A 22,950-nucleotide genomic window follows, 5' to 3' on the forward strand; every position below is an offset into this window, starting at 1 on the left:
ATCTGCAATCTCTTCTCTCCAACAGAATGCAGAAATTACTTCGCAGCCGCAGGGTACGGACTCACATGAAAGTCCGCCGCTCTAGCATTCAAACTGAGACGCCACCCGGAGGACGGCCGGAGGCACACAGGAGCCTCCCGCGGCTGTCGGCACCCAATCAAATTGTCGGGTTTTGGTAGCACATCAATGTCCGCTTCGTCCCCAGCCTCCATCGGCTGGCAATAAACCCGGACAACTCATGTGCTACCTAATCCGGACAACTCATCTGCTTACGACACAGAACCTGGACAAGGGTTGACTTTCCGGGCGCGTTCTTTATGTGTCGCGGCAAGTTTCCCGCGTCCGGGTGTTTCCCGTGCTCCAGCGGCCAAAACTCCACGAACATTAACGGACGAACATCATGGCCAAAGCCGCAAACATCAAGATCAAGCTTCTGTCGACCGCCGACACCGGTTTCTTCTACGTGACCAGCAAGAACAGCCGCACCAAGACGGACAAGCTGTCGTTCCGCAAATACGACCCGGTCGCCAAGAAGCACGTCGAATTCAAGGAAACCAAGATCAAGTAATCGGGGTTTTCTCTCGCGGTACCGAAACGCCGCCTTCCGGGCGGCGTTTTTCATTTCGGGATGCAGGATTAGCCGATGCGATCGCCGCTTGCCGGATCGAACAGATGGAGCGATGCCGGATCAGCCGATAGGCGCACGGCCTCACCCGGCTTCACGCTGGCCCGGCCCATGGCAAACACGCAGACCTGCTGGCCGGCAAGCCCGGCATAGAACTGGGTGGACAGGCCGAGCGGCTCCACGACACCCACCTCGCCCTTCAGCGCGCCATTGTCGGCGAGCCGGATATGCTCGGGCCGCAAGCCGACGGTGATCGCATCGCCATCCCTGAGCGGCAAGCCGTCCGGCAGCCTCAGCTTCTGGCCGTCGGCCAGGATGGCATCCGGCTTGGCGCCCTTTTCAACCACGGCAGGCAGAAAATTCATGCCGGGCGAGCCGATGAACCCGGCGACGAACATGTTGACCGGCCGGTCGTACAGATCGAGCGGCACACCGACCTGCTGGACGAGGCCGTCATGCATGACGACGATGCGGTCGGCCATTGTCATCGCTTCGGTCTGGTCGTGGGTGACATAGACCGAAGTGGTCTTCAATTGCTGGTGCAGCGCCTTGATCTCGGCACGCATGTGAACGCGCAGCTTGGCATCGAGGTTCGAAAGCGGCTCGTCGAAGAGAAAGACCTTCGGGTCGCGCACGATGGCACGGCCCATGGCGACGCGCTGACGCTGGCCGCCAGACAATTGCCGCGGCAGGCGCTGCAGAAACGCACCGAGCCCGAGCCGCTTGGCGGCACTGTCCACCCTTGCATCGATCGCCGGCTTGCCGGCCTTTCTCAGCATCAGGCTGAAACCCATGTTCTTCGACACGTCCATGTGCGGATAGAGCGCGTAGGACTGGAACACCATGGCAATGTCGCGGTCCTTTGGCGCAATGTCGTTGACCAGGCGCTCACCAATATGGATTTCGCCGTCGGAGACTTCCTCCAGCCCGGCGATCATACGCAGCAGTGTCGATTTCCCGCAGCCGGACGGGCCGACCAGAACGACGAACTCGCCGTCGGCGATTTCGAGATCGACCGCGTGCAGAACGCGCACGGCTCCATAGTCTTTGCGGACTTTGTCGAGTGTAACGGAGGCCATCGATCTATCCCTTGACGGCACCGGCGGTAAGGCCGGTGACGAGGTAGCGTTGCAGGAAGGCAAAGAAGACGCAGACCGGGATCAGCGCCAGGATGGAAGCAGCCATCATCTGTCCCCAGTCGACCGCGAATTTGCCGATATAGGTGAGCAGGCCGACCGCGAAGGTCTTCTGGTCGTCGCTGGAAATCAGCATCAGCGCAAACAGCAACTCGCTCCAGGCGGCGGTAAAGACGAAGCCGAGCGTCGCGCCCATGCCGGGTAGCGTCAGCGGCACGATCACCTTGCGCATCGCCTGCAGGCGCGTGCAGCCGTCGATCATGGCTGCCTCTTCCAGGTCTCGCGGGATGCCGTCGAAGAAAGATTGCATCAGGAAGGTCGCAAAGGCCGTATTGAACGCGGTGTAGATGATGACGAGGCCGGTCAGGCTGTTGATGAGGCCGATCTGTCCCATGATGCGGTAGATCGGCGGAATGACCATCACCAGCGGAAAAGTCTGGGTGAGCAAAAGCAGGATGGCCAGGGTCGCCTTGCCGCGGAAGGAAAATCGCGACATGGCGTAGCCGGCCAGCGTGGCAATGACCGTTACGAAGGCTGCCGTCGACACCGAAACGATAACGCTGTTCAGGAAATAGCGCGGAAAATCGGTGGCTTCGAGCACGGTGACGAAGTTCTGCAGCGTCGTTTGCGACGGCCAGAAAGTGATGCCTTCGGAATAGAGCAGCCGCTCCGGCGTGACCGAGATCTTCAACGTCCAGAAGATCGGGAACAGCGCGAAGGCCATATAGGCGGCGATGGCGCCGTAAAGGCCGATGCCGCCGAGAATGCGCGAGGAGACGGAGCGTCCGGCAATCATCAGACGTGCCTCACCAGCGATCGGCGGATGCCTATCAGCGCAATCGCATAGACGATGAGCAGCACAAGCAGCAGCACCGCCACCGCCGAGGCATAGCCCTTATCCAGTGACTTGAACGCGCTGACATAGATATAGACCGGCACCGTGGCGGTCGAACCGGCAGGCCCGCCTTCGGTCATGACGAAGATCAGGTCGGCGAATGTGGCGATCCATATCGTGCGCAGCATGACGGTAATGACGATGGTCGGCGCCAGGAACGGCAGCGTCACCTTGGTGAAGCGCTGCCACGGCGAGGCGCCGTCGATCGCCGCCGCCTCATGCAGTTCTGACGGGATCGACTTCAACGCCGCCAAAAGCGTGACGGCAAAAAAGGGAATGCCGAACCAGACATTGGCGACGATCGGCCCCCACATGGCTGTCGAGGGATCGGAGAGCACGTTGGTTGGCTCGGCTTTCAGCCCCAAGGCGTAGAGCCAATGCGGCAGCGGCCCGATGATCGGGTTGAACAGCCAGGCCCAGGTCAGGCCCGAGAGGAAGGACGGTACCGCCCAAGGCAGGAACACCACGGCCTGCACGATCTTTCTGCCCCGGAACGGCGTATCGAGCAGCAGCGCCAGGCCAAGTCCAAGGAAAAATTGGAAGAACAGGCTGGCTGCCGTCCACCATAGCGTGTTGACGAGCGCCTGCCCGAGCACAGGATCCGACAGCATCGCCTGATACTGCCCAAGCCCGACATATTCGGATTTGAAAGCGGAGAATTTGCGGAACGAGTAGCCGACACCGATAACCAGCGGCACCAGGAGCACGACGACCAGCAGCGCGATCGCCGGGCTGAGATAGAGCCAAGGCTCGATCGCGGCATGGGATAGCCGCTTCTTTCGCGGCCTGCCGGCGGATCGGATTTCGGACACGGCATAGGTCATTGGTACTTGATCGTCTCCTGGGTAAGCACGGGCTGGCGACAGCGCCTTCCCCGTTTACGGGGAGATGCCGGTCCACCCTCCGCAGCTGCAGCGCAGCTGCTGCGGAGGACGGGCAGGCAGATGAGAAGCAGCGCGAGCCAAGTCGGGTTGGCGCCGCCCCTCATCCGTCACGTCGTGACACCCCCTCCCCGTGAACGGGGAGAAGGAACAAAAGCTATTTCTTGTTCTTGGCCAGCCAGTCCTGCTGTTCCTTGGTCAGGAACTTGGCCCATTCGTCGGCCACGTCCTTGGCCGCCTTCTGGCCAAGAAGCACTTCCTGAAAATTCTTGATCGCCACCTGGTCTACGAAATTGCCAAGGTTTTCCAGATGCGTCGGAGGCGTCACCATCTCGTATTTGTCGCCGTTGTTCAGTTCCTCGAACCAGCCTTTGAACTGCTCGGTCCTGAAGTGGGCGTCCTGGTCGGCGCCGTTGTGGATTGGAATGACACCGACTTCCTTTGCCCATTCCAGATTGTCCTTGGGCGACAACAGCGTCGCCATCAGCTTCCAGGCATCGTCCTTGTGCTGGGAATTGGCGAACATCGCCCAGCCGGCATAACCGAGCGTCGGATAGGATTTGCCGCTCGGCCCGACCGGCATCGGTGCGACGGCGAAGTCGTCGGCGCTCATCTTGTCGGCGATGCCGAGCAGCGCGTCGGGATCCTGGTTCAGCATGGCGCAGGTGCCGCTGTAGAAGCCGGTGACGGTCTCGTTAAAACCCCAGCTCACCGCATCTTTCGGCGCCAGGCCGTTCTTGTACATGTCGGCGAGCATCTGCAGGCCCTTGACCGAGCCTTCCTCGTTGATGGTCGAGGTGCCGTCCTCGTTGAAATAGCCGCCCTTGCCGGCTGCGATGTTCATGAACATATGCATGCCGTTGAAGGCGCCCGGGCCGCCGCGCAGGCAGTAGCCGTATTTGCCCGGTATCGCCGAGATTTTTTTGGAGTCCTCGACGAATTCATCGAGCGTCGCCGGCGGACCGTCCAGACCGGCCTCCTTGAACAGCTTCTTGTTCCAGAACAGCGCGTTCAGGTAATAGCCGTAAGGGATCATGTACTGCTTGTTATCGACCGTCGAGCCGAACTGCTTGGCACGCTCGCCCAGCGTTTTGGCATCGTCCCATTTGGCCATGTATGGCCCGAGATCCTCGAGCTGGCCGTTGGTCGCATAGAGACCCATCCAGCGTTCCGGCATCTCGACGATGTCGGGCGTGTCGCCGGCCTGCACCATGGTGAGGAACTTCTCGAACGCCTGGCCCCAGGGCAGCGATACCAGCTCGACCTTGACACCCGGATTGGCCGCCTCGAATTCGGCGATCTGCTTCTTGAGGAATTCGGTACGCGGCGGGCTGGTGATGACCTCGACCATCTTGACCGTGGAATCGGCCAGCACGCTGCCGGCGGAAATCGCCAGACCCGCGACGGCACCAAGAAGGATGCTCAGTTTTTTCATGTTCAGCACTCCCATTTTGAACGGCTCCTTTATCTTTTTGCTCTGTCGAAGGCCCGGGCAACATCCGCCCACAGGTCTTCGACACTTTCCAATCCGACACTGAAGCGGATGGTTCGTGGGCTGACGCCGAAGCGCGCCATCGAATTCAGGCCCGGCGTCTGCTCGAGCGAGGCCTTTGCCGGAACGACCAGGCTTTCATGGCCGCCCCAGCTGACGCCGATGCGAAAGAGTTTCAGCGCATCGACGAAAGCCGGGATGTCGACGTCTTCCGTCACTTCGAACGAGAACAGCCCGGCATAGCCGGCAAGCGTCGCCTTGCCTGGATGGTTGGAATAGGCCGGGTGGTTGACCCGCTCGACATGGTCATGCGCTTTCAGCCGTTCGGCGATGGTCAGCCCGCTCTTCATGTGATGCGGCAACCGCAGCGGCAATGTGCGCAGGCCACGCAGCAACAGCCAGGCCTCGAAAGGCGAAAGTTTGCCGCCGAGATAGGAATAGGTCTGCTCGTTGATATGTCGGATATGGGCGGCCGAACCGGCTACCACACCGGCGACGGTGTCGCTGTGGCCGCCGAGATATTTCGAGGCCGAATGCAGCACCAGATCGACACCGTGCGAAATCGGCTTCTGGAACACCGGCGTAGCCCAGGAATTGTCGATCGAGGTGATGATGCCCTGCTCTTTGGCCAGCCGCGCCAGATGGGTTATGTCCTGGAGTTCGAACATCATCGACGTCGGGCTTTCCAGGTAGAGCAGCTTGGCGCCGGGAAGTGCTGCCGCGACCGCGTCCGGATCGGAACCGTCGACATAGTCGACCTTGATGTTGAGCCGTGGCAAAAGCCGTTCGAACAGCCGGTAGGCATCGCCGTAGCAATTGCGCACGACAACCATGCGCTCACCGGCACCGACGAAAGCAAGCACCGTGGCGCTGATCGCCGCCATGCCGCTGGAAAAGCCGCGCGCGGCCTCCGCGCCTTCGAGAGCGGCGACACGCGCCTCGAACTCCATGACCGTCGGGTTGTCGCCGCGCGAATAGATCGGCTGACGTCGCCTGCCGGCGAATGTGTCGGCCATCTCGGAATAGTCGGCGAAGGTAAAGAGCGAAGTCTGGTAGATCGGCGGGACCACCGCGCCGCCGGGGAAAGGCTCGTCATGGGCGAGAAGCGTCGCTGCCTCGGCGAGATAGTCGTTTTCGAAACCGGCGGGATGATCGCTCATTTCTGGCCTGAAAGTTCGAGTTTGGCCGCGCCGCGCTTCAGATCGTCCTCGACGGTGGCGATCAGCTTGAGCGCCTCGGCCCGGGCCCCCTCCGGATCGTGCGCGGCGATGCGTTCGTAGATGGTGCGGTGGTAAGGAAAGCTGGCGTGGCCGAAATCACGCACCCCGAGCGGATGCTCCCAGAAACGATGGAACAGTTCGTGCATGGCGGCGATGATCTGCTCGAACAGCGGATTGCCGGAACTGCGGTAGATCGACTGGTGGAATTCCCAGTCCTCCTCCGCCGACATCCCGGCGCGGGTGTGGAAGGCCTGCTCCATAATGTCGAGCTTGCGCCCGATCTCGACGAGATCTGCCTGGCCCGCGCGGACGGCGCACAGGGCGGCGGCTTCCGCTTCCAGTGCCCGGCGGATTTCCAGCGTCTGCATCAGGCTGGTGAAATCATTGCCGCCGGCCAGCGTCAGCGGCATGTGCAGCATGTCCAGCGAGACCACTCCCTTGAGATAGGTGCCGCTGCCTTGCCGCCGTTCGACCAGGCCGAGCCCTTCCCAGCGCGTCAGCGCCTCGCGCACGGTGTTGCGGCTCACCTTGAGGCGCTCGGCAAGGATGCGTTCGGTCGGCAGTCTCTGGCCGGGCCCGAGAGCTTCCCGCATCACAAAGCCGGCCAGCGCCTTGAGTACCGCGTCGTCGCGAGCAGTTGCCTGTATGGGGGAAAGGCCGAATTCGGTCATGCCAACGGGTCACCAAATGGCTCAATGGTCCAACCAATTTCTGCATAGAAGACAGGCCCTGTCAACCGACTGCGGGCGCATACGCTCTGCCCAGCCGGCTATTTCAAAGGGCGCTGTCGCTGCCGCTACAAAAACCAAGCGTTTTCCAGGTCTTGGCGTAGAATCCTGATGTGTTTTGAAAATTGGGGGCCGGCCGGCGTTTGGCAGCGGTACGAGGAGGCCACTATGTGCCAGCGCCGGCCGGCCGACCCCACGGACCCAGGAGATGCGGCGGACCTGAGCATCATGGGGTATTCTTCGGGTCGAACCGGCGATCTAGCCTCGTGCCGGTTACGTCTAAGGGCTGCACATTTGCGCAACAACTTATGGAAATCAACCGTTTCTTAACCAAGCCTCGCAAATCGCTTGGATTAAGGTAAATTCGTAACCTTGTCGCGTTGACCGGGCAATTGGTGTTCGGTGCTAAGCCGCCTTGGCGACGACGCGATTGCGGCCGCCGCTCTTGGCTTCGTAGAGCGCGAGGTCGGCGCGTTTCATCAGCGCGGAGACCGTGTCTACCCCCTTCAGCACCGACGACACGCCGACGCTGACGGTGACTTCGACGGCCTTGCCTTCGGTGCCGATGGCAAACGGCAGCTGGGCGATTTCGGCGCGAATGCGCTCGGCGACCTTTTCGGCTACCGCGCCGTCGGTGTCCGGCATCACCACGACGAACTCCTCACCGCCGAAGCGGCAGGCTAGATCGATGCCGCGCACATTCTTGCGCAGCCGCCGCGCGAATTCGCGCAGCACGTCGTCGCCGCCGTCATGGCCATGCGCGTCGTTGATGCTCTTGAAGCGGTCCAGATCGGTGATCATCACCGACAGCGGCCGGCGCCGTGCTACGGCGCGGTCGAACAGCGTCTGCAGATGGCTGTCGAGATAGCGGCGGTTGTGCAGGCCGGTCAGGGCATCGGTCACCGCCATCTCGATGGTCTGGGTGACGCTGGCGCGAAGCTGGTCGTTGTAGCGCTTGCGGCGCACCTGCGTACGCAGCCGCGCGGTCAGCTCCTGCTGGTCGATCGGCCGCATCAGATAATCGTTGATGCCGAGTTCGAGGCCGCGGATGATACGCCCCTCCTCGCCCTCGTCCGCCAGAAGGATGATCGGCAGGAAACGGGTGCGATCGAGCGAGCGCAATTGCGAGCAGAGCCTCAGCGGGTCGAAATCGGCGAAGGCCGTCGAGATCATCACGCATTCATACGGCTGCTCGGCGGCCTGGAAGAAGCCGGCATGCGGATCGTTGGCGACGTCGAGATCGGCACTGCCGCGCAGCATCTTCTGGATGCGCTCGAACGAGGATTTGCGCTCGTCGACCAGCAGCACCTTCGGCACCGCATCGTCGGTAGCGAAGTTGCGGCTCAAAAGCTCCTCGATGCCGATATTGCGTGTCGTCGAGGCGCGCAGCCGCAGCTCGTCGGTCAGCGATTTCAGCCTGACCAGGCTCTTGACGCGCGTCATCAACTGCAGATCGTTAACCGGCTTGGTCAAAAAATCGTCGGCGCCGGCCTCGAGGCCGCGCACCCGGTCCGAAACCTGGTCGAGCGCGGTGATCATCACGACAGGGATGTGCGATGTCGCCGGGTCGCCCTTCAGCCGCCGGCAGACCTCGAACCCGTCCATGTCGGGCATCATCACGTCGAGCAGCACGACGTCGACCTTGCCGTTCTCGCAGATCTCGATCGCGTCCGGCCCGTTGGTGGCGGTCAGGACCTCGAAATATTCGGCGAGCAGCCGAACCTCCAGCAGCCTGACATTGGCTGGGATGTCGTCGACGACGAGGATCCGCGCGGTCATTTCACAAAGCTCCGGCTCGGCTGGAAAGATACATCAGGCATCGCCCAGGTAGGATTTGATGGTTTCGATGAAACGCGGCACCGAGATCGGCTTGGAGATATATGCCTCGCAGCCGCCCTGGCGAATGCGCTCCTCGTCCCCCTTCATCGCGAAGGCGGTGACGGCGATGACCGGGATGACGTGGAGATCATCGTCCTCCTTCAGCCATTTGGTGACCTCGAGGCCCGACACTTCCGGCAGCTGGATGTCCATCAGGATGAGGTCCGGCCTGTGCTGCCGCGCCAGATCCAGCGCTTCCAGGCCGTTGCGTGTGCGCACCGTCTCGTAGCCGCTCGCTTCGATGAGGTCGCGAAAGAGCTTCATGTTGAGCTCGTTGTCTTCGACGATCATAACCTTCTTTGGCATCGATTTCCCGTCCCGGCTGGCCTTCCACTCGAAGGGTGCCGTCATGCGCCCCTTGTCGGCACGCACCAAACCTGTTCCCACTATACGGCAATATGATTGACGAAACGGAAACCGGTCGCCCTAAAAGCGTTCGGATTCCAGGTCGGCGAGCTTGCTGCCGGCGACACTTGCCACTACTGCGAAAACAGAACGATTCCGCCCATGAAGGAAGGTAGCGATGGCAAACGCAGCGTCAATGCGCGAGGAAGCGGAAACGGTTGCCGTAAAGGCGTTGGGCTTCGTCGCCGCCGATCCGGAACTTCTGCCCCGCTTCCTGGCGATCACCGGCATCGAAGCCCATTCCATCCGCCGGGCGGCGGGCGAGCCGGGATTCCTGGCCGGCGTGCTGCAGTTCATCCTTGCCCACGAGCCGACGTTGATGCGTTTTTCCGAGGAGACCGGAACGCCGCCCGCCGCAGTCGGCAAGGCATTGCGGGCGCTGCCGCTCGGCGACGACAATCATGAGCATTCGATATAAGCGGCGATCCCGAGACTGCGGGCAGATCGCGGCGGCGAAAATCGTGAGCGCACTCGGGCGTTAACGCCAGCCGCTTCTAGAGCAATTCCAGGAAAAGTGTGAAACGGTTTTCCGTCCGGATTGTGCAAAAACAAAGACATGGAGCGGTTCGGCGTTTCCGGGAAACGATGAACCGCTCCAAGCTCGGCGCTTAGGGTTTCAACTTCGCCCCTGCCCCGCCATTGTCATTCTCGCCCGAGCCATGATCCGGAACGGTAGCCTCGCTTGGGTCCATGACGGGGTTGTCCTGAACGGCATCGGCCGGCTTCAGCATGGCGCCGTTGACCGTGACCGAACCGTCTGCCTTAGCGTTGACGACCCATTCCAGTCGACCATCCGGCAGCGCCTTGCCAAATCCTTTGACGGCGAGTGCGAAGGGGAAATACTGCGCCGCTTCCGGCTCGGTCTTGGCCGCCGTCTGCAGAGCCTCCACAATCTTGTCATAGCCCGCGACATCGATGGTCATGCTCGCCTCGGGCTTCTTGCCGGGGAACGTCATTTCACCTTCCATCGCAATCTCGATGTTGCCGTTCTTGATCGTGCTGTGTCCGAGAATGGCCTTTGGCGTCTTGGCCAGGAAATCGGCGAAGATCTGGTTGCCGAAATCTGCCGGCAGCGGTGGATCCTTGCTGAAATCAAGGGTTTCGATGGTTTTCTTCGCCATGCTGTCCAGATCGATGTTGGTGCCGCCGAAGTTGAGGTCGATATCCGTCGGCAGCAACGCAACGCTCCAGCTGGGCAGCACCTGCTGTGGTATTGTCAGGCCGGAAACCTTGAACGCGTAGTTGATCTTGCCGTCCTTGGCGATGCCGTCCATGCCGACGGCGGTATTCAGTTGCGTCGCACCGAACTTGCCTACCGGGCTCTCCACCACAAAGTCCTTGAAGCCGTAGGTGCCGTCGATCCGCTCCCACAATGGCAGTGCTGCCGTCAGAAGCGATTTGAACTCCGCCTCATCCGCCTTGAATTTGGCTGCATCATCAGTCGCCACGATGAAAGCAAGCAGGTCGAGCAGCGGCTTTGTCCGCAAACCCTTGCCGGTCGCATCCACGGAAAGTTCAGGCGCTTTTACAGCAGCCGGAAAACTCAACCCACTTTTGGGATCGTTGACTTTGATCGTTTCGGCGAAGTTCGTTATTTTTTCCGTCACCGTGAAATCGATGCCGCCATTTGCGGATTTGGTCGAAACTATTACGGCGGTGCCAGCACCGACCGTGACATCCGCCTGCTGCTTGGGCTCTCGGGTGGTCATCGTCATGCCAGCCATCGAACCGGTTGCGCTCGCGAAAGCGGCCAGGTCGGGGTCATAAACTCCGGTGAACTTGTTGTCCGACACGGAGAAGTCGATGTGCTGCGCCCCCTCAGGGCCAACGAAATCGATAGACCCCTTCGGGGACACGTCCGCCGAAACGTCCCAGTGTCCATCTTTGCGTGGCTTGACCAAGATGAAGTAAGGCGTGACGTCGAACTTGAAGGCTTGCTGCTTTGCCATCAAATCCGTGACTGGCTTGAAGTCGAAAGCGAGCTTGTAGGCATCGCCGTCAACTGAAATTTTCACGAACCCGATATCGAACAGCTTCTTGCCGATGTAGTGCGCCAGATCGTCGGAAAGCTGCTTCGCGCCTTGCCTGTCGACCGCTTGGCCGAAGGCCGGTGCGCTGCAGGCAAGAAGTAAAACAAGTGGCAAAACGCGCTTCATGTCGATCCTCACTTAATCGCGGCCCTCAAGCCGTTCTATCACTGGTAGGCAAATACCATCGCAGCCGCAAGAGAAGGCCTATGTGTTGCGGCGGCTGTTACAGCACCAGCCGCACCAGCGGTCGGCCTGGCTTACGTTCGACCAACCGCTGGAACCCGGCCTTTTCGAAGACCCGCGACGAGCCGACGAACAGCCCGATCGAGCGCGAATCCTTCGATAGATCGATCGGGCAGGCTTCGATCAGCCGCGCTCCGTTCTGGCGGGCGAACTCGATGCCGCCTTGGACCAGGCGGTGCGACAGGCCCTTGCCGCGTGCTTTGGTGCGGATGAAGAAGCAGGAGATCGCCCAGACGCCCGGATCGCTGGCGTCGGCGGGGTCGATCGGCGCCGACCCCCTGCCCTGGTTGTTCCATTCGGGCACGTCGGCACGCGGGCCGATCTGCATCCAGCCGACCGCCTGTCCACCCTCGAAAGCCAACAGGCCGGGCGGCGGCCCGGCCTCGATCCGCGCCTTGATGTGGTCCTTGTTGCGCTCCCGGTTGCTCGCGCGGCGCGCTGCGGGCGACAGCCGGAAATGTGTGCACCAGCAACCGTAGCAGGCGCCTTGCCTACCGAAAAGATCTTCGAAATCCGCCCAAAGCTCGGGCACTAGCGGCGCTATGGTCGTATTCATGAGCTCTCTCCCGGCCCACCGCCTTGTCGTGGCGTCCGTCCTGACGTACCATTGCATTTGTTCTCTTTATGTTCGCAGCGATGGCGGCCCCTGTCAACAATCCCGAACACGGTTTTTGCCGCGACTGCCTGAGTTTTCAGCGCAGCGAGGCAGGCCGTTGCGAGCGCTGCGGCAGTCCACGGCTCGCCCGCCATCCGGAGCTCTACCGGCTGCGCCTTGCCCATATCGATTGCGACGCGTTCTACGCGGCGGTCGAAAAGCGCGACAACCCGGCGTTGAAGGACCGGCCATTGATCATCGGCGGCGGCAAGCGCGGCGTCGTCTCCACCGCATGCTACATTGCCCGCATCCACGGCGTGCGCTCGGCAATGCCGATGTTCAAGGCGCTCGAAGCCTGCCCGGAAGCGGTGGTCCTGCCGCCGGACATGGAAAAATACGTGCGCGTCGGCCGCGAGGTGCGCGCCATGATGCAGGCGCTGACGCCGCTGGTCGAGCCGCTCTCGATCGACGAGGCCTTTCTCGACCTCGCCGGCACCGAGCGCCTGCATGGCCTGCCGCCTGCGGTGGTGCTGGCGCGCTTCGCACTCGGCGTGGAAAAGGAGATCGGCATCACCGTTTCGGCCGGCCTTTCCTACTGCAAGTTCCTGGCCAAGGTGGCGTCGGACTTCCGCAAGCCGCGCGGCTTTTCGGTGATCGGCGAGGCCGAGGCTATCGGCTTCCTGGCCGAGCAGCCGGTGACGCTGATCTGGGGGGTCGGCAAGGCCTTTGCCGCCACGCTCGAGCGCGACGGCATCCGCACCATCGGCCAGTTGCAGCGCATGGAACGTGGCGATCTGATGCGCCGCTACGGCGTCATGGGCGACCGGCTCTACCGGCTTTCGCGCGGCGAGGACGACCGTCGCGTCGTTCCCGACCAGGACGCGAAAAGTGTGTCGGCAGAAACCACTTTCGATACCGACATCGCCTCCGTCGACGAACTGGTTTCGGTGCTGAGGGCGCTGTCAGAAAAAGTCTCGGCCCGGCTGAAGAAATCCGGCATTGCCGGACGCACCGTCGTCCTCAAGCTGAAGACCCAGGATTTCAAGATCCGCACGCGCAATCGCCAGCTCGGCGATCCGACCCGGCTGGCCGACCGCATCTTTCAGACCGGGCTCGAGCTGCTGCGCAAGGAAGCGGATGGCACGAAATACCGGCTGCTCGGCATTGGCGTCAGCGATCTCTCCGACGATGACCGGGCGGACCCGCCCGACCTGGTCGACGTCCAGTCACGCAAGCGCGCCATGGCCGAAGGCGCCATCGACACGCTGCGCGACAAGTTCGGCCGCAGGGCGGTGGAAACCGGCTATACCTTCGGCAAGGGCCGCGATGCCCATCCGCCCGAACCGGTCGAGGACTAGTTCCTCTGCACAGAGGTTTTGGTTCTTTGACAGAGGCTGAAAGGGCTGTGGATGGGAGCCTGCCGATCGGGCTGCCAATCTCCAAGGTTGCGATTAGCGATAAGCCACCACGTCTTCGTCATCCCAGGGCGGAGCAGGAGCGAAGCGACGTCGCGGAGACCCTGGGATCCATGCCGTGACGTCAGCCGAAGAATACAGCGGCTCAGAACGGCGCTTGTATCCGCAACTGTGCCAGCTACCCTTCAGCCATGACCGGCTATACCTACATGACCGCGAGCCAGAAGCGCGGCACGATCTACATCGGCGTCACCAACGATCTCGGCCGCCGCATGCCGGAGCACAAATCCGGCCAAGGTTCGCGCTTCACCGGCCGCTACGGCGTGCAGCGCCTGGTCTGGTACGAGGAACATTTCGACATTCGTGACGCCATTCAGCGCGAGAAGTCGCTGAAGCGCTGGCCGCGGCAGTGGAAGATCGAGCTGATCGAGAAGACCAATCCAGAGTGGTTCGAGCTTTTTCGCGGAACGGGGTGGTAGTTCGGTTCTGGTCCGCAGGCGCACTGCCGCGTGGTAACGGCATGGATCCCAGGGTCTGCGCCGCGTCGCTTTGCTCCTTGCTCCGCCCTGGGATGACGAATTGGAGGGATGTTTCAGCCAATCTCCGAAGTTAGCGGTTTGCCACTGAAATTGGCCGCTGACAGAACTATCGACGGTTGCTGCCGATCGGCTTAGCGATTAGCGCAAACGCCCATCGCTTCGTCATCCTGGGGCGGAGCAAGGAGCGAAGCGACGCGGCGCAGACCCCTGGATCCATGCCGCGACATCAGAGCGCTGCCGCGGTGCGGAATTGTGCTCCGCTGCACTCTTCGGCTAAGGTTACCGCATGGATCCCAGGGTCTCCGCGACGGCGCTTCGCTCCTGCTTCGCCCAAGGATGACGAAGTTGGGGAAGTTTCGGCCGATCCCGAATGTTTATGATGGTCCAACGAAACGAACGATGAAATCTTGGCTGCCGATCGGCTTCCAACCCGTCAAGATCGCTGTGCCGGGACTGACTGCTGCCCACCCCGAGCCGTCTTTCGCGTCGGTACTAAGCGTCAGATTTTCACAACCAGACCATGATCCCGAACCGAAGGTCCGCGTACGCGAAAAGTGGAAACCGGTTTTCAAAAAGATCATGATCAAACAAGAAGATCACGTGCGCTGCAGATCGATCCGGGTGGTCACCACACTCTTCCCGGTTTTCGGATCGGTATCGACGACGATCAGCCGCATGCCATTCTCGCCGTTCTTCTCGACCGTCATTTGCGCCCTGCGATCGCCATTGACCTCCTTGGCCCAACGGATGCCGAGATTAATTGCGTTGCCGGAGCGGCTGCCGCTCAATTGCGCCGGCCCGGTGCGCGATCCGACATAGGTGCCGGTGTATTTCGTCCCGCTCGATTTGAGATCGGCGCTGATGGCGCGCGTTACCACGATAAGACCGCGGCAGCTGCCGTCGAGCGATAGCGAGCTCGACGTTGCGTCGGAATTGAAATGACAGGAGACATTCACCGTCGGCGCATCGGTGGTCACCTTGACGATGCCTTTGCCGGCGAAATTCCCCTGGAATGAGCGAAGAAAATCCGGATCGTCGGCATGCGCTGCGCCGGCCCCGGCCGTCAGGCAGCCGGCAAGTACAAATCGTGCAATTGATTTCATCGGACCGCTCCTCGTTGGTATCCAAAACACAGAACGCAAGCACTGACGGACCAACGCTTCCCTCAGTCGCGAGTTCCGGCTTCAACATCACTGCGTGAAGCGCTGCACGGCTGGCCCAGCCGAATGCGTCGGCTAGCGGTTGCGATGAGCGCTCCGGCTTGCGACATAGCCGCATGGCACCCGCACCCTCGATCCCCAAGGCCGCGTTCTGGATGGCGCTGTCGATCGCCTCGTTCCTGGCGATGTCGGTGGCTGGCCGCGCCACGACGGCCGAACTAAACGTCTTCCAAGTGCTCGAGCTGCGCTCGGTGATCGGCTTTTTCATCCTGTTGCCGCTGGTCGTGATGTCAGGCGGTTTTGCGGCGATGCGCACCGGACGCCCGCTGGCTCATATCGCCCGCAACGTCGTCCACTATACCGGCCAGGCTGCCTGGCTCTACGCCCTGACGCTGATCCCGCTTGCGGTACTGATCTCGATCGAATTCACGACGCCGATCTGGACCGCTTTGCTGGCCGTCGGTTTCCTCGGCGAAAGGCTCTCCCGGCCACGGCTCGCAGCGATCGTGCTCGGGCTGATCGGCGTTGTGATCATCGTGCGTCCGGGCGTCGGCGCGGTCAATCCGGGACATGTCATCGTGCTGGGAGCCGCGGTCTGCTTCGGCGTCTCGGTGGTCCTCGTCAAATCGCTGACGCGGACGGACAGCGTCGTGCGCATCATCTTCTGGATGCTGATCATCCAGTCGCTGCTTGGCCTGGTCCCGGCGCTTTATGAATGGCAAAACCCGCCGCTTGAGCTCTGGCCGTGGATCCTGCTCATCGCCTTCACCGGCATGTCGTCGCATTTCTGCATGGCCCGCGCACTTGTCTATGCCGATGCGACGGTCATCTCGCCAATGGACTTTTTGCGCGTGCCGCTGTCGGCGGTGATCGGATGGCTGCTCTATCACGAGCAGATCGACGCCTTCACCGCCGGTGGCGCCCTGCTGATCCTCATGGGAAATCTGCTCAATCTGCAGCGGAGAGCACCGCAACCGGCCGAGATCGCCGCTTCGTAAGCGTGCGCTAACTCTTAGACCAGTTCCACCTCGACCACGCCCGGCACCGCCCGCATCGCCGACGCGATCTGCGGCGATACGCGGTAGCGGTTGGGCAACTCGATCTCGACCTCGCCCTCGCCGCCTTCCTTGATGACGATGATGCTCACCTGACTGTCGCCACGCTGGCCAAGCTGCGATTGGATTGTCGATGCCGGTGCGTCATTTCTGACGAAGATGCGCAACGCTTTCTGGATACGGCTTGCCTCTTCCTCCAACGACTGCACGGTCTGGATGCGCAGATTGACGCCTTCAGGCCTGTCCTCGGCCGAAACGGTGATCACCACCGAGCGGCCGGGTTCGAGCAAGTCGCGGTATTGCGCCAGCCCCTCGGAAAACAGCACCGCTTCATACTGGCCGGACGTGTCGGAGAACTGCACGACGCCCATCTTGTTGCCGGTGCGCGTCTTGCGCTCCTGCTTGGTGGTCACCGTGCCGGCGAGCCGGCCGGCGGCAGCACCGCGTTTGACGGCGGCCGAAAACTCGCCCCAGGTCTGCACCCGCATTTTCTGCAGCGCCGCCTTGTATTCGTCGAGCGGATGCGCCGAGAGATAGAACCCGACCACCTGGAATTCACGGTGCAGGCGGTCGGCGGCGAGCCAGGGATCGGTCGCCGGCAAGTTGAGCGCCTGCGACTGTGCGCCGAGCGAGGCGCCAAAGATGTCATGCTGGCCGGTGACGGCATTCTGCTGCGCCAGCGACGCCAGCCCCATCATCCGCTCGACGCCGGCCATCATCGCCGCGCGGTCATGACCAAAGCAGTCGAGCGCGCCGGCCATGATCAGGCTTTCGAAGACGCGCTTGCCGACGATCTTCGGATCGACCCTTTCACAGAAATCGGCGAGGCTCTTGAAGGGTTTTTCGCCGCGCGTGGCGACGATGTGCTCGACCGCCGCGTCGCCGACACCCTTGAGCGCGGCCAGCGAATAGAAGATGCGGTTCTCGCCGACCTCGAAATCCCGGAACGACGTCATGACCGACGGCGCCACCACCTCGATGCCGAGGCGCAGCGCATCCTGGCGGAAATCGGCGAGCTTGTCCGTATTGCCCATGTCGAGCGTCATCGATGCCGCCAGGAATTCGACGGGGTAATGCGCCTTCAGATAGGCGGTCTGGTAGGAGACGACAGCATAGGCGGCGGCATGCGATTTGTTGAAACCGTAGTCGGCAAACTTTGCCAGCAGGTCGAAGATGAAGTCGGCTTGCGGCTTGCCGACGCCGCGCTCGACCGCGCCCGAAACAAAGCGCTCGCGCTGCTTGTCCATCTCGGCGCGGATCTTCTTGCCCATGGCGCGGCGCAGCAGATCGGCTTCGCCCAGCGAATAGCCGGAGAGCTCCTGCGCGATCTGCATCACCTGTTCCTGGTAGACGATGACGCCTTGCGTCTCCTTGACGAGATGGTCGATCTTCGGGTGGATCGACGCCATCTCCTCCTCGCCGTGCTTTCTGGCGTTGTAGGTCGGTATGTTCTCCATCGGCCCCGGCCGGTAGAGCGCGACCAGCGCGATAATGTCCTCGATACAGTCGGGCCGCATGCCGATCAGCGCCTTGCGCATGCCGGCACTTTCCACCTGGAACACGCCGACCACCTCGCCGCGCGACAGCATGGCGTAGGTTTCGGGGTCGTCGAGCGGAATGTGGGCAAGATCGATCTCGATGCCGCGGCGGCGGATCAGCTTGACGGCCCTGTCCAGCACCGTCAGCGTCTTCAGGCCAAGGAAGTCGAATTTCACCAGCCCGGCCTGCTCAACATATTTCATGTTGAACTGCGTGACCGGCATGTCCGAGCGCGGATCGCGGTACATCGGCACCAGCTCCGACAGCGGCCGGTCGCCGATGACGATGCCGGCGGCGTGCGTCGAGGCGTGCCGATAAAGACCTTCCAGTTTCTGCGCCGTATCGAGCAGCGTCTGCACGATCGGCTCACGCTCCGCCTCTTCGGCAAAGCGCGGCTCGTTGGCTATGGCGTCGGCGAGCTTGACCGGATTGGCCGGGTTCGACGGCACCATCTTGCTCAGCTTGTCGACCTGCCCGTAAGGCATCTGCAGCACGCGGCCGACGTCGCGCAGCACCGCGCGCGCCTGCAGCGTGCCGAAGGTGATGATCTGGCCAACCTGGTCGCGGCCGTATTTCTGTTGGACGTAGCGGATGACTTCCTCGCGCCGGTCCTGGCAGAAGTCGATGTCGAAGTCGGGCATCGACACGCGGTCGGGATTGAGGAAGCGCTCGAACAGCAGCGAAAAACGCAGTGGGTCGATGTCGGTGATGGTCGTGGCATAGGCGACCAGCGAGCCGGCGCCCGAACCGCGGCCCGGGCCGACCGGAATCCCTTGTGCCTTGGCCCATTTGATGAAGTCGGCAACGATCAGGAAATAGCCCGGATATTTCATCTTCTCGATGACGCCGAGCTCGAAATCCAGCCTTTCGCGATATTGCTCGACGGTATAGCCGGGCGTCGGCCCGTGCGCCAGCCGCGCCTCCAGCCCTTCATGCGCCTGCCTGGCAAGCTCCTGCGCCTCCGCCTTGACCGCAGCATCGGCGTCGGCGACATCGCGGCCGGCAAAGCGCGGCAGAATCGGATTGCGGGTCTTCGGGTAATACGAGCAGCGCAGCGCGATCTCGACGGTGTTGTCGATTGCTTCCGGCAGGTCGGCGAACAGCCTCGCCATATCGGCCTGGCTTCTCAGGAAGTGGTCGGGCGAAAGGCGGCGGCGATTGTCGGCCGCAACCACGGAACCTTCGGCGATGGCGATCAGGGCGTCATGCGCCTCATAGTCTTCACGAGAGAAGAAAAACGCCTCGTTGGTGGCAACCAGCGGCAGATCGTGGCGGTAGGCGAGATCGACCGACGACTGCTCGACGGCGCGGTCGTAGCCGGACACGCGCTCAAGCTCGACATAGAGCCGGTCGCCGAACAGGCCCTTGAGCGCCGAGAGCCGGGTCTCGGCGAGTTCGCGGCGATCCTGTTTCAAGGCAGTGCCGATCGGACCGCGCGGCCCGCCCGTAAGGCAGATCAGACCGTCGGTGTGGCCCTGCAGCATCTCGCTCGTCAGATGCACCGCTTCGCCGGGCGGTGTCTCGAGGTAGACGCGGCTGACCAGCCTGACCAGATTGCCGTAGCCGGCCTCGGTTGCGGCGATCAGGACGACCGGCCGCATCTCCGGTCCTTGCCGCCTGCGGTCGCGCTGGCTGTCGCTCGCCTCGCCGGAAAAGGCGAGGTCGATCTGGCAGCCGATGATCGGCTGGATGCCGTCCTTTACCGCCTTCTGGGCGAATTCCAGCGCGCCGAACAGATTGTTGGTGTCGGTGACGGCGATTGCCGGGCATTCGTCCTGCACCGCATGGCCGACGATCTTGCCGAGCTGCAAGGCACCTTCGAGCAGCGAATAGGCCGAATGCACGCGCAGATGAATGAACCGACGCGCCGCCGCCTCCGCCCGCGACGCCTTTGCATAGGCCTCGCGCAGCAAGGGATCGCGTGGAAGTCTCTCATCCGCCATGGTTTTTTCGCGCCGCCTCACAAGGACTCAGTCGATGAAGATGTATTGTCCGGCACCGGGTAACATGAGTCCAGCGGGAGTGATTGGAGCTTTGTGAACTTAGCAATCGCTTCCGCCGGCAGAAAGGCGCTGCCACCGAAGCTGCCAATCTCCCCCCTCGTGGGGGAGATGTCCGGCAGGACAGAGAGGGGCGCTGTCCCGCCGACGTCAGGCTGCAAATAAAAACCCGCCACTGCGGGCGGGTTCGCTGGAGCCAATTAGCACCATACTCGAATTAGTAGCATAGCTGCCGGCACAAAGCAAGAACAAAATACGTTGTGACGGCAAAAAAGTGCGAATTCCTCACGGCCTCGCCTTGTCCCTCCTCAAGCGAGCATGCTCAACCAATTGCAAAGTCGCGTTCCTTCGCGCCCCCCTCTGTCCTGCCGGACATCTCCCCCTCTAGTGGGGAGATTGGCCATCATCTCGGCTTTCGCCAATTTCCAACGTTGCAGGAGCGAGCGAGGCGCCGAGGCTGCCAATCTCCCCCCTGGAGGGGGAGATGTCCGGCAGGACAGAGGGGGGCGCTGTCCCGCCAACTTCTGACGGGCGTCGAGGGCGGATTTCAGCCTCACGCGAATTCCATGATCACCGCATCGACGGCAAGGCTGTCGCCTGGCCTGGCGTTGAGCTTCGAGACGATGAGATCGCGCTCGGCGCGCAACACGTTTTCCATCTTCATCGCCTCGACCACGGCCAGCGTCTCGCCGGCCTTGACCTCCTGCCCCTCGGCAACGGCGATCGATACGACGAGGCCGGGCATCGGGCAAAGCAGCATCTTCGAGGTATCCGGCGCCACTTTTTCCGGCATCAGCCGTTCGAGCTCGGCGGTGCGCGGCAGCATGGCGCGCGCCGTCACCGACATGCCTTTCCAGGCGATGCGGAACCCGTTCAGCACCGGCCTGACCTGCGCCGCGACCTTGCGGCCGCCGACCGTGCCGCGCCAGATGAGATCGCCCGGCCGCCAGTCGGAGGTCACCGTCAGTGGCTCGCCGCCGTCGATCGACAGGTCAAGCTCGATCGGAATGGAAATCATGCCTTCGACGATGGCAACCGAAAGATAATCCCGGCCGATCTTCACCACCCAATCGCGTTTCAAGGCACCCGAATGCGGCGCCAGCCGCCCGCCCAGCCGGTCGAGCCGGTCGCGGCGCAGCAGTTCGACCGCGGTTGCGATCGCGGCCAGCACCGCGTTTTCTTCGCTGTTCGGCACAATGGGCGCGAAGCCGTCGGGATACTCCTCGGCGATGAACGCCGTCGATAGCCGCCCTTCCCGCCAGCGCCGATGCTGCATCAGCGCCGCCAGGAACGGTATGTTGTGCTCGATGCCATCGACGACGAAACTGTCCAGCGCTTCCGACATCGCGTCGATCGCCGCCAGCCGTGTCGGCGCCCAGGTGCACAGCTTGGCGACCATCGGGTCGTAGAACATCGAGATTTCCGAGCCTTCGGTGACGCCGGTATCGTTGCGGATAACGACCTCGCCGAATTTTCCCTCTTCCGGCGGCCGGTATTTCATCAGCCTGCCGATCGACGGCAGAAAGTTGCGATACGGATCTTCGGCATAGAGGCGGCTTTCCACCGCCCAGCCGTTCAGCTTGACGTCGCTCTGCTTGATGGCGAGCTTTTCGCCGGCCGCCACGCGGATCATCTGCTCGACCAGGTCGATGCCGGTGACGAGCTCTGTCACCGGATGCTCGACCTGCAGTCGCGTGTTCATTTCCAGGAAATAGAAGTTTTTGTCGCTGTCGACGATGAACTCGACCGTGCCGGCGCTCTGGTAGTCGACGGCCTTGGCCAGCGCCACCGACTGCTCGCCCATGGCTTTGCGGGTCTTGGCGTCGAGGAACGGCGACGGCGCCTCCTCCACGACCTTCTGGTTGCGGCGCTGGATCGAGCATTCGCGCTCGCCGAGATAGAGCGTGTTGCCATGCGCGTCGGCGAGCACCTGGATTTCGATATGGCGCGGATCGACGATGAATTTTTCGATGAAGACGCGGTCATCGCCGAACGAGCTTTTGGCCTCCGACCGCGCCCGGTCGAAGCCGTCGCGCACCTCTGCCTTGCTCCAGGCGATGCGCATGCCCTTGCCGCCGCCGCCGGCCGAAGCCTTGATCATCACGGGATAGCCGATTTCGCCGGCTATTCTTTCGGCATGGGCGGCGCTTTCGACGACGCCGAGCCAGCCGGGCACCGTCGACACCTTGGCCGCGTTGGCGAACTTCTTCGATTCGATCTTGTCGCCCATCGCCTTGATGGCCTTGGGCTTCGGGCCGATGAAGACGATGCCTTCCTGCTCCAGCGCTTCGCAGAAGGATGCCCGCTCGGACAGGAAACCGTAGCCGGGATGCACGGCCTGTGCTCCTGTGGCCTTGCAGGCGGCGATGATCTTTTCCGCGACCAGATAACTTTGCGCAGCCGGCGAAGGCCCGATATGCACCGCCTCGTCGGCCATTTCGACATGCACGGCGTCGCGGTCGGCGTCGGAATAGACCGCGACGGTGGCGATGCCCATCTTGCGCGCCGTCTTGATCACGCGGCAGGCGATCTCGCCACGGTTGGCGACCAGGATCTTTGTGAACATGCAGGCCTCGTCCCTCGGCTGCCCTTCTTTTTACGGGCTTCCCGTTTTATGGGCTTCAGGGGGCCGGTCAAGGCAAAGTCGGAGCCTATCCCGCATGCAAATCGGCGGGCGCTGACGAAAATCCGGGGTCAGAACGTCGCTTCGTGCATAGCGCAGAGCTCAATGGTAAGTTAAATCTAACCTGGATTGCAGACTGCCTTGGGAGGATTGCCTGATGAAAACGCGCGCCGCTGTCGCCGTCGCCGCCGGAAAGCCGCTGCAGATCATGGAGGTCGACCTCGAAGGCCCTCGCGATGGCGAGGTGCTGGTCGAGATCAAGGCAACCGGCATCTGCCACACCGACGAGTTCACGCTGTCGGGCGCCGACCCGGAAGGTCTGTTTCCGGCGATCCTCGGCCATGAGGGCGCCGGCATCGTCGTCGACGTCGGCAAGGGCGTCACCTCGGTCAAGAAGGGCGACCACGTCATCCCGCTCTACACGCCGGAATGCCGGCAGTGCCCGTCCTGCCTGTCGCGCAAGACCAATCTGTGCACCGCCATCCGCGCCA

General features: G+C 62.2%; 19 protein-coding genes. 6 read left to right on the forward strand and 13 right to left on the reverse strand.

Going from position 1 to position 22,950, the window contains the following annotated elements; genetic code table 11:
- The first annotated feature begins 400 nt into the window (after window positions 1-400).
- Entirely contained in the window at window positions 401-568 is a 168-nt protein-coding gene (gene rpmG / locus NKJ32_RS31730) for a 50S ribosomal protein L33 (protein ID WP_006201775.1), read from the forward strand.
- A gap of 68 nt (window positions 569-636) precedes the next feature.
- On the opposite strand, the gene NKJ32_RS31735 is transcribed toward rpmG, so the two are convergent.
- From NKJ32_RS31735 to NKJ32_RS31770, 8 genes are all read right to left on the reverse strand, one after another.
- A complete protein-coding gene (locus NKJ32_RS31735) occupies window positions 637-1,704 on the reverse strand; it encodes an ABC transporter ATP-binding protein (RefSeq protein ID WP_352646436.1) in 1,068 nt (355 codons plus the stop codon).
- Window positions 1,705-1,708: 4 nt separating this feature from the next.
- The gene (locus NKJ32_RS31740) at window positions 1,709-2,557 is read right to left on the reverse strand and encodes a carbohydrate ABC transporter permease (protein WP_352455646.1); all 849 of its coding nucleotides are present in this window, start codon (window positions 2,555-2,557) and stop codon (window positions 1,709-1,711) included.
- The gene (locus NKJ32_RS31745) at window positions 2,557-3,480 is read right to left on the reverse strand and encodes a carbohydrate ABC transporter permease (protein WP_352455645.1); all 924 of its coding nucleotides are present in this window, start codon (window positions 3,478-3,480) and stop codon (window positions 2,557-2,559) included. Before NKJ32_RS31745 ends, NKJ32_RS31740 begins: the two co-directional genes overlap by 1 nt.
- 214 nt (window positions 3,481-3,694) lie before the next feature.
- Entirely contained in the window at window positions 3,695-4,972 is a 1,278-nt protein-coding gene (locus NKJ32_RS31750; RefSeq protein WP_031212851.1) for an ABC transporter substrate-binding protein, read from the reverse strand.
- Window positions 4,973-5,001: 29 nt separating this feature from the next.
- On the reverse strand, window positions 5,002-6,189 hold the full coding sequence (locus NKJ32_RS31755; RefSeq protein WP_352684116.1) for a PLP-dependent transferase: 1,188 nt from the start codon (window positions 6,187-6,189) through the stop codon (window positions 5,002-5,004).
- The gene (locus NKJ32_RS31760) at window positions 6,186-6,920 is read right to left on the reverse strand and encodes a FadR/GntR family transcriptional regulator (RefSeq protein ID WP_023679986.1); all 735 of its coding nucleotides are present in this window, start codon (window positions 6,918-6,920) and stop codon (window positions 6,186-6,188) included. Before NKJ32_RS31760 ends, NKJ32_RS31755 begins: the two co-directional genes overlap by 4 nt.
- Before the next feature lie 462 nt (window positions 6,921-7,382).
- Entirely contained in the window at window positions 7,383-8,756 is a 1,374-nt protein-coding gene (locus NKJ32_RS31765; RefSeq protein ID WP_352594498.1) for a PleD family two-component system response regulator, read from the reverse strand.
- A 33-nt stretch (window positions 8,757-8,789) separates the two neighbouring features.
- On the reverse strand, window positions 8,790-9,206 hold the full coding sequence (locus NKJ32_RS31770) for a response regulator (protein WP_348625950.1): 417 nt from the start codon (window positions 9,204-9,206) through the stop codon (window positions 8,790-8,792).
- 172 nt (window positions 9,207-9,378) lie between these two features.
- On the opposite strand from NKJ32_RS31770, the gene NKJ32_RS31775 reads away from it, so the two are divergent.
- Window positions 9,379-9,678 (forward strand): DUF3572 domain-containing protein, encoded by a 300-nt coding sequence (locus NKJ32_RS31775; RefSeq protein WP_352455643.1) that lies wholly within the window; start codon window positions 9,379-9,381, stop codon window positions 9,676-9,678.
- Between the two features lie 190 nt (window positions 9,679-9,868).
- Here the strand turns inward: NKJ32_RS31775 and NKJ32_RS31780 are convergent, their stop codons facing one another.
- Window positions 9,869-11,416: a hypothetical protein gene (locus NKJ32_RS31780; protein ID WP_352829997.1), complete on the reverse strand. Its 1,548-nt coding sequence runs from the start codon at window positions 11,414-11,416 to the stop codon at window positions 9,869-9,871.
- A gap of 97 nt (window positions 11,417-11,513) precedes the next feature.
- A complete protein-coding gene (locus tag NKJ32_RS31785) occupies window positions 11,514-12,089 on the reverse strand; it encodes a GNAT family N-acetyltransferase (protein ID WP_352754791.1) in 576 nt (191 codons plus the stop codon).
- Window positions 12,090-12,157: 68 nt separating this feature from the next.
- On the opposite strand from NKJ32_RS31785, the gene NKJ32_RS31790 reads away from it, so the two are divergent.
- Both NKJ32_RS31790 and NKJ32_RS31795 read left to right on the forward strand, forming a co-directional pair.
- Window positions 12,158-13,486, forward strand: a complete 1,329-nt coding sequence (locus tag NKJ32_RS31790; RefSeq protein ID WP_352754792.1) for a DNA polymerase IV — start codon at window positions 12,158-12,160, stop codon at window positions 13,484-13,486.
- Window positions 13,487-13,734: 248 nt separating this feature from the next.
- On the forward strand, window positions 13,735-14,022 hold the full coding sequence (locus NKJ32_RS31795) for a GIY-YIG nuclease family protein (RefSeq protein ID WP_352570211.1): 288 nt from the start codon (window positions 13,735-13,737) through the stop codon (window positions 14,020-14,022).
- A 656-nt stretch (window positions 14,023-14,678) separates the two neighbouring features.
- On the opposite strand, the gene NKJ32_RS31800 is transcribed toward NKJ32_RS31795, so the two are convergent.
- Window positions 14,679-15,185, reverse strand: a complete 507-nt coding sequence (locus tag NKJ32_RS31800; RefSeq protein ID WP_352754793.1) for a hypothetical protein — start codon at window positions 15,183-15,185, stop codon at window positions 14,679-14,681.
- A gap of 173 nt (window positions 15,186-15,358) precedes the next feature.
- Here NKJ32_RS31800 and NKJ32_RS31805 point away from each other — a divergent pair, with 173 nt between their 5' ends.
- Entirely contained in the window at window positions 15,359-16,240 is an 882-nt protein-coding gene (locus NKJ32_RS31805) for a DMT family transporter (protein WP_352754795.1), read from the forward strand.
- A 14-nt stretch (window positions 16,241-16,254) separates the two neighbouring features.
- Here NKJ32_RS31805 and dnaE read toward each other — a convergent pair whose 3' ends face one another.
- Both dnaE and NKJ32_RS31815 read right to left on the reverse strand, forming a co-directional pair.
- Window positions 16,255-19,779 (reverse strand): DNA polymerase III subunit alpha, encoded by a 3,525-nt coding sequence (dnaE, locus tag NKJ32_RS31810; RefSeq protein WP_352754796.1) that lies wholly within the window; start codon window positions 19,777-19,779, stop codon window positions 16,255-16,257.
- A 610-nt stretch (window positions 19,780-20,389) separates the two neighbouring features.
- On the reverse strand, window positions 20,390-22,402 hold the full coding sequence (locus NKJ32_RS31815) for an acetyl-CoA carboxylase biotin carboxylase subunit (protein WP_352754798.1): 2,013 nt from the start codon (window positions 22,400-22,402) through the stop codon (window positions 20,390-20,392).
- Between the two features lie 214 nt (window positions 22,403-22,616).
- On the opposite strand from NKJ32_RS31815, the gene NKJ32_RS31820 reads away from it, so the two are divergent.
- On the forward strand, window positions 22,617-22,950 hold a 334-nt coding region (locus tag NKJ32_RS31820; RefSeq protein WP_352568809.1), incomplete at its 3' end, for an alcohol dehydrogenase catalytic domain-containing protein.

The organism is Mesorhizobium sp. M0159 (assembly GCF_040322295.1).
Taxonomy (GTDB): Bacteria; Pseudomonadota; Alphaproteobacteria; order Rhizobiales; family Rhizobiaceae; genus Mesorhizobium.

Bases quoted from the DNA above. Each gene is read 5' to 3' on its own strand.
- rpmG (WP_006201775.1), top strand. From the start codon at position 401: ATGGCCAAAGCCGCAAACATCAAGATCAAGCTTCTGTCGACCGCCGAC.
- NKJ32_RS31735 (WP_352646436.1), bottom strand. From the start codon at position 1,704: ATGGCCTCCGTTACACTCGACAAAGTCCGCAAAGACTATGGAGCCGTG.
- NKJ32_RS31740 (WP_352455646.1), bottom strand. From the start codon at position 2,557: ATGATTGCCGGACGCTCCGTCTCCTCGCGCATTCTCGGCGGCATCGGC.
- NKJ32_RS31745 (WP_352455645.1), bottom strand. From the start codon at position 3,480: ATGACCTATGCCGTGTCCGAAATCCGATCCGCCGGCAGGCCGCGAAAG.
- NKJ32_RS31750 (WP_031212851.1), bottom strand. From the start codon at position 4,972: ATGAAAAAACTGAGCATCCTTCTTGGTGCCGTCGCGGGTCTGGCGATT.
- NKJ32_RS31755 (WP_352684116.1), bottom strand. From the start codon at position 6,189: ATGAGCGATCATCCCGCCGGTTTCGAAAACGACTATCTCGCCGAGGCA.
- NKJ32_RS31760 (WP_023679986.1), bottom strand. From the start codon at position 6,920: ATGACCGAATTCGGCCTTTCCCCCATACAGGCAACTGCTCGCGACGAC.
- NKJ32_RS31765 (WP_352594498.1), bottom strand. From the start codon at position 8,756: ATGACCGCGCGGATCCTCGTCGTCGACGACATCCCAGCCAATGTCAGG.
- NKJ32_RS31770 (WP_348625950.1), bottom strand. From the start codon at position 9,206: ATGACGGCACCCTTCGAGTGGAAGGCCAGCCGGGACGGGAAATCGATG.
- NKJ32_RS31775 (WP_352455643.1), top strand. From the start codon at position 9,379: ATGGCAAACGCAGCGTCAATGCGCGAGGAAGCGGAAACGGTTGCCGTA.
- NKJ32_RS31780 (WP_352829997.1), bottom strand. From the start codon at position 11,416: ATGAAGCGCGTTTTGCCACTTGTTTTACTTCTTGCCTGCAGCGCACCG.
- NKJ32_RS31785 (WP_352754791.1), bottom strand. From the start codon at position 12,089: ATGAATACGACCATAGCGCCGCTAGTGCCCGAGCTTTGGGCGGATTTC.
- NKJ32_RS31790 (WP_352754792.1), top strand. From the start codon at position 12,158: ATGTTCGCAGCGATGGCGGCCCCTGTCAACAATCCCGAACACGGTTTT.
- NKJ32_RS31795 (WP_352570211.1), top strand. From the start codon at position 13,735: ATGACCGGCTATACCTACATGACCGCGAGCCAGAAGCGCGGCACGATC.
- NKJ32_RS31800 (WP_352754793.1), bottom strand. From the start codon at position 15,185: ATGAAATCAATTGCACGATTTGTACTTGCCGGCTGCCTGACGGCCGGG.
- NKJ32_RS31805 (WP_352754795.1), top strand. From the start codon at position 15,359: ATGGCACCCGCACCCTCGATCCCCAAGGCCGCGTTCTGGATGGCGCTG.
- dnaE (WP_352754796.1), bottom strand. From the start codon at position 19,779: ATGGCGGATGAGAGACTTCCACGCGATCCCTTGCTGCGCGAGGCCTAT.
- NKJ32_RS31815 (WP_352754798.1), bottom strand. From the start codon at position 22,402: ATGTTCACAAAGATCCTGGTCGCCAACCGTGGCGAGATCGCCTGCCGC.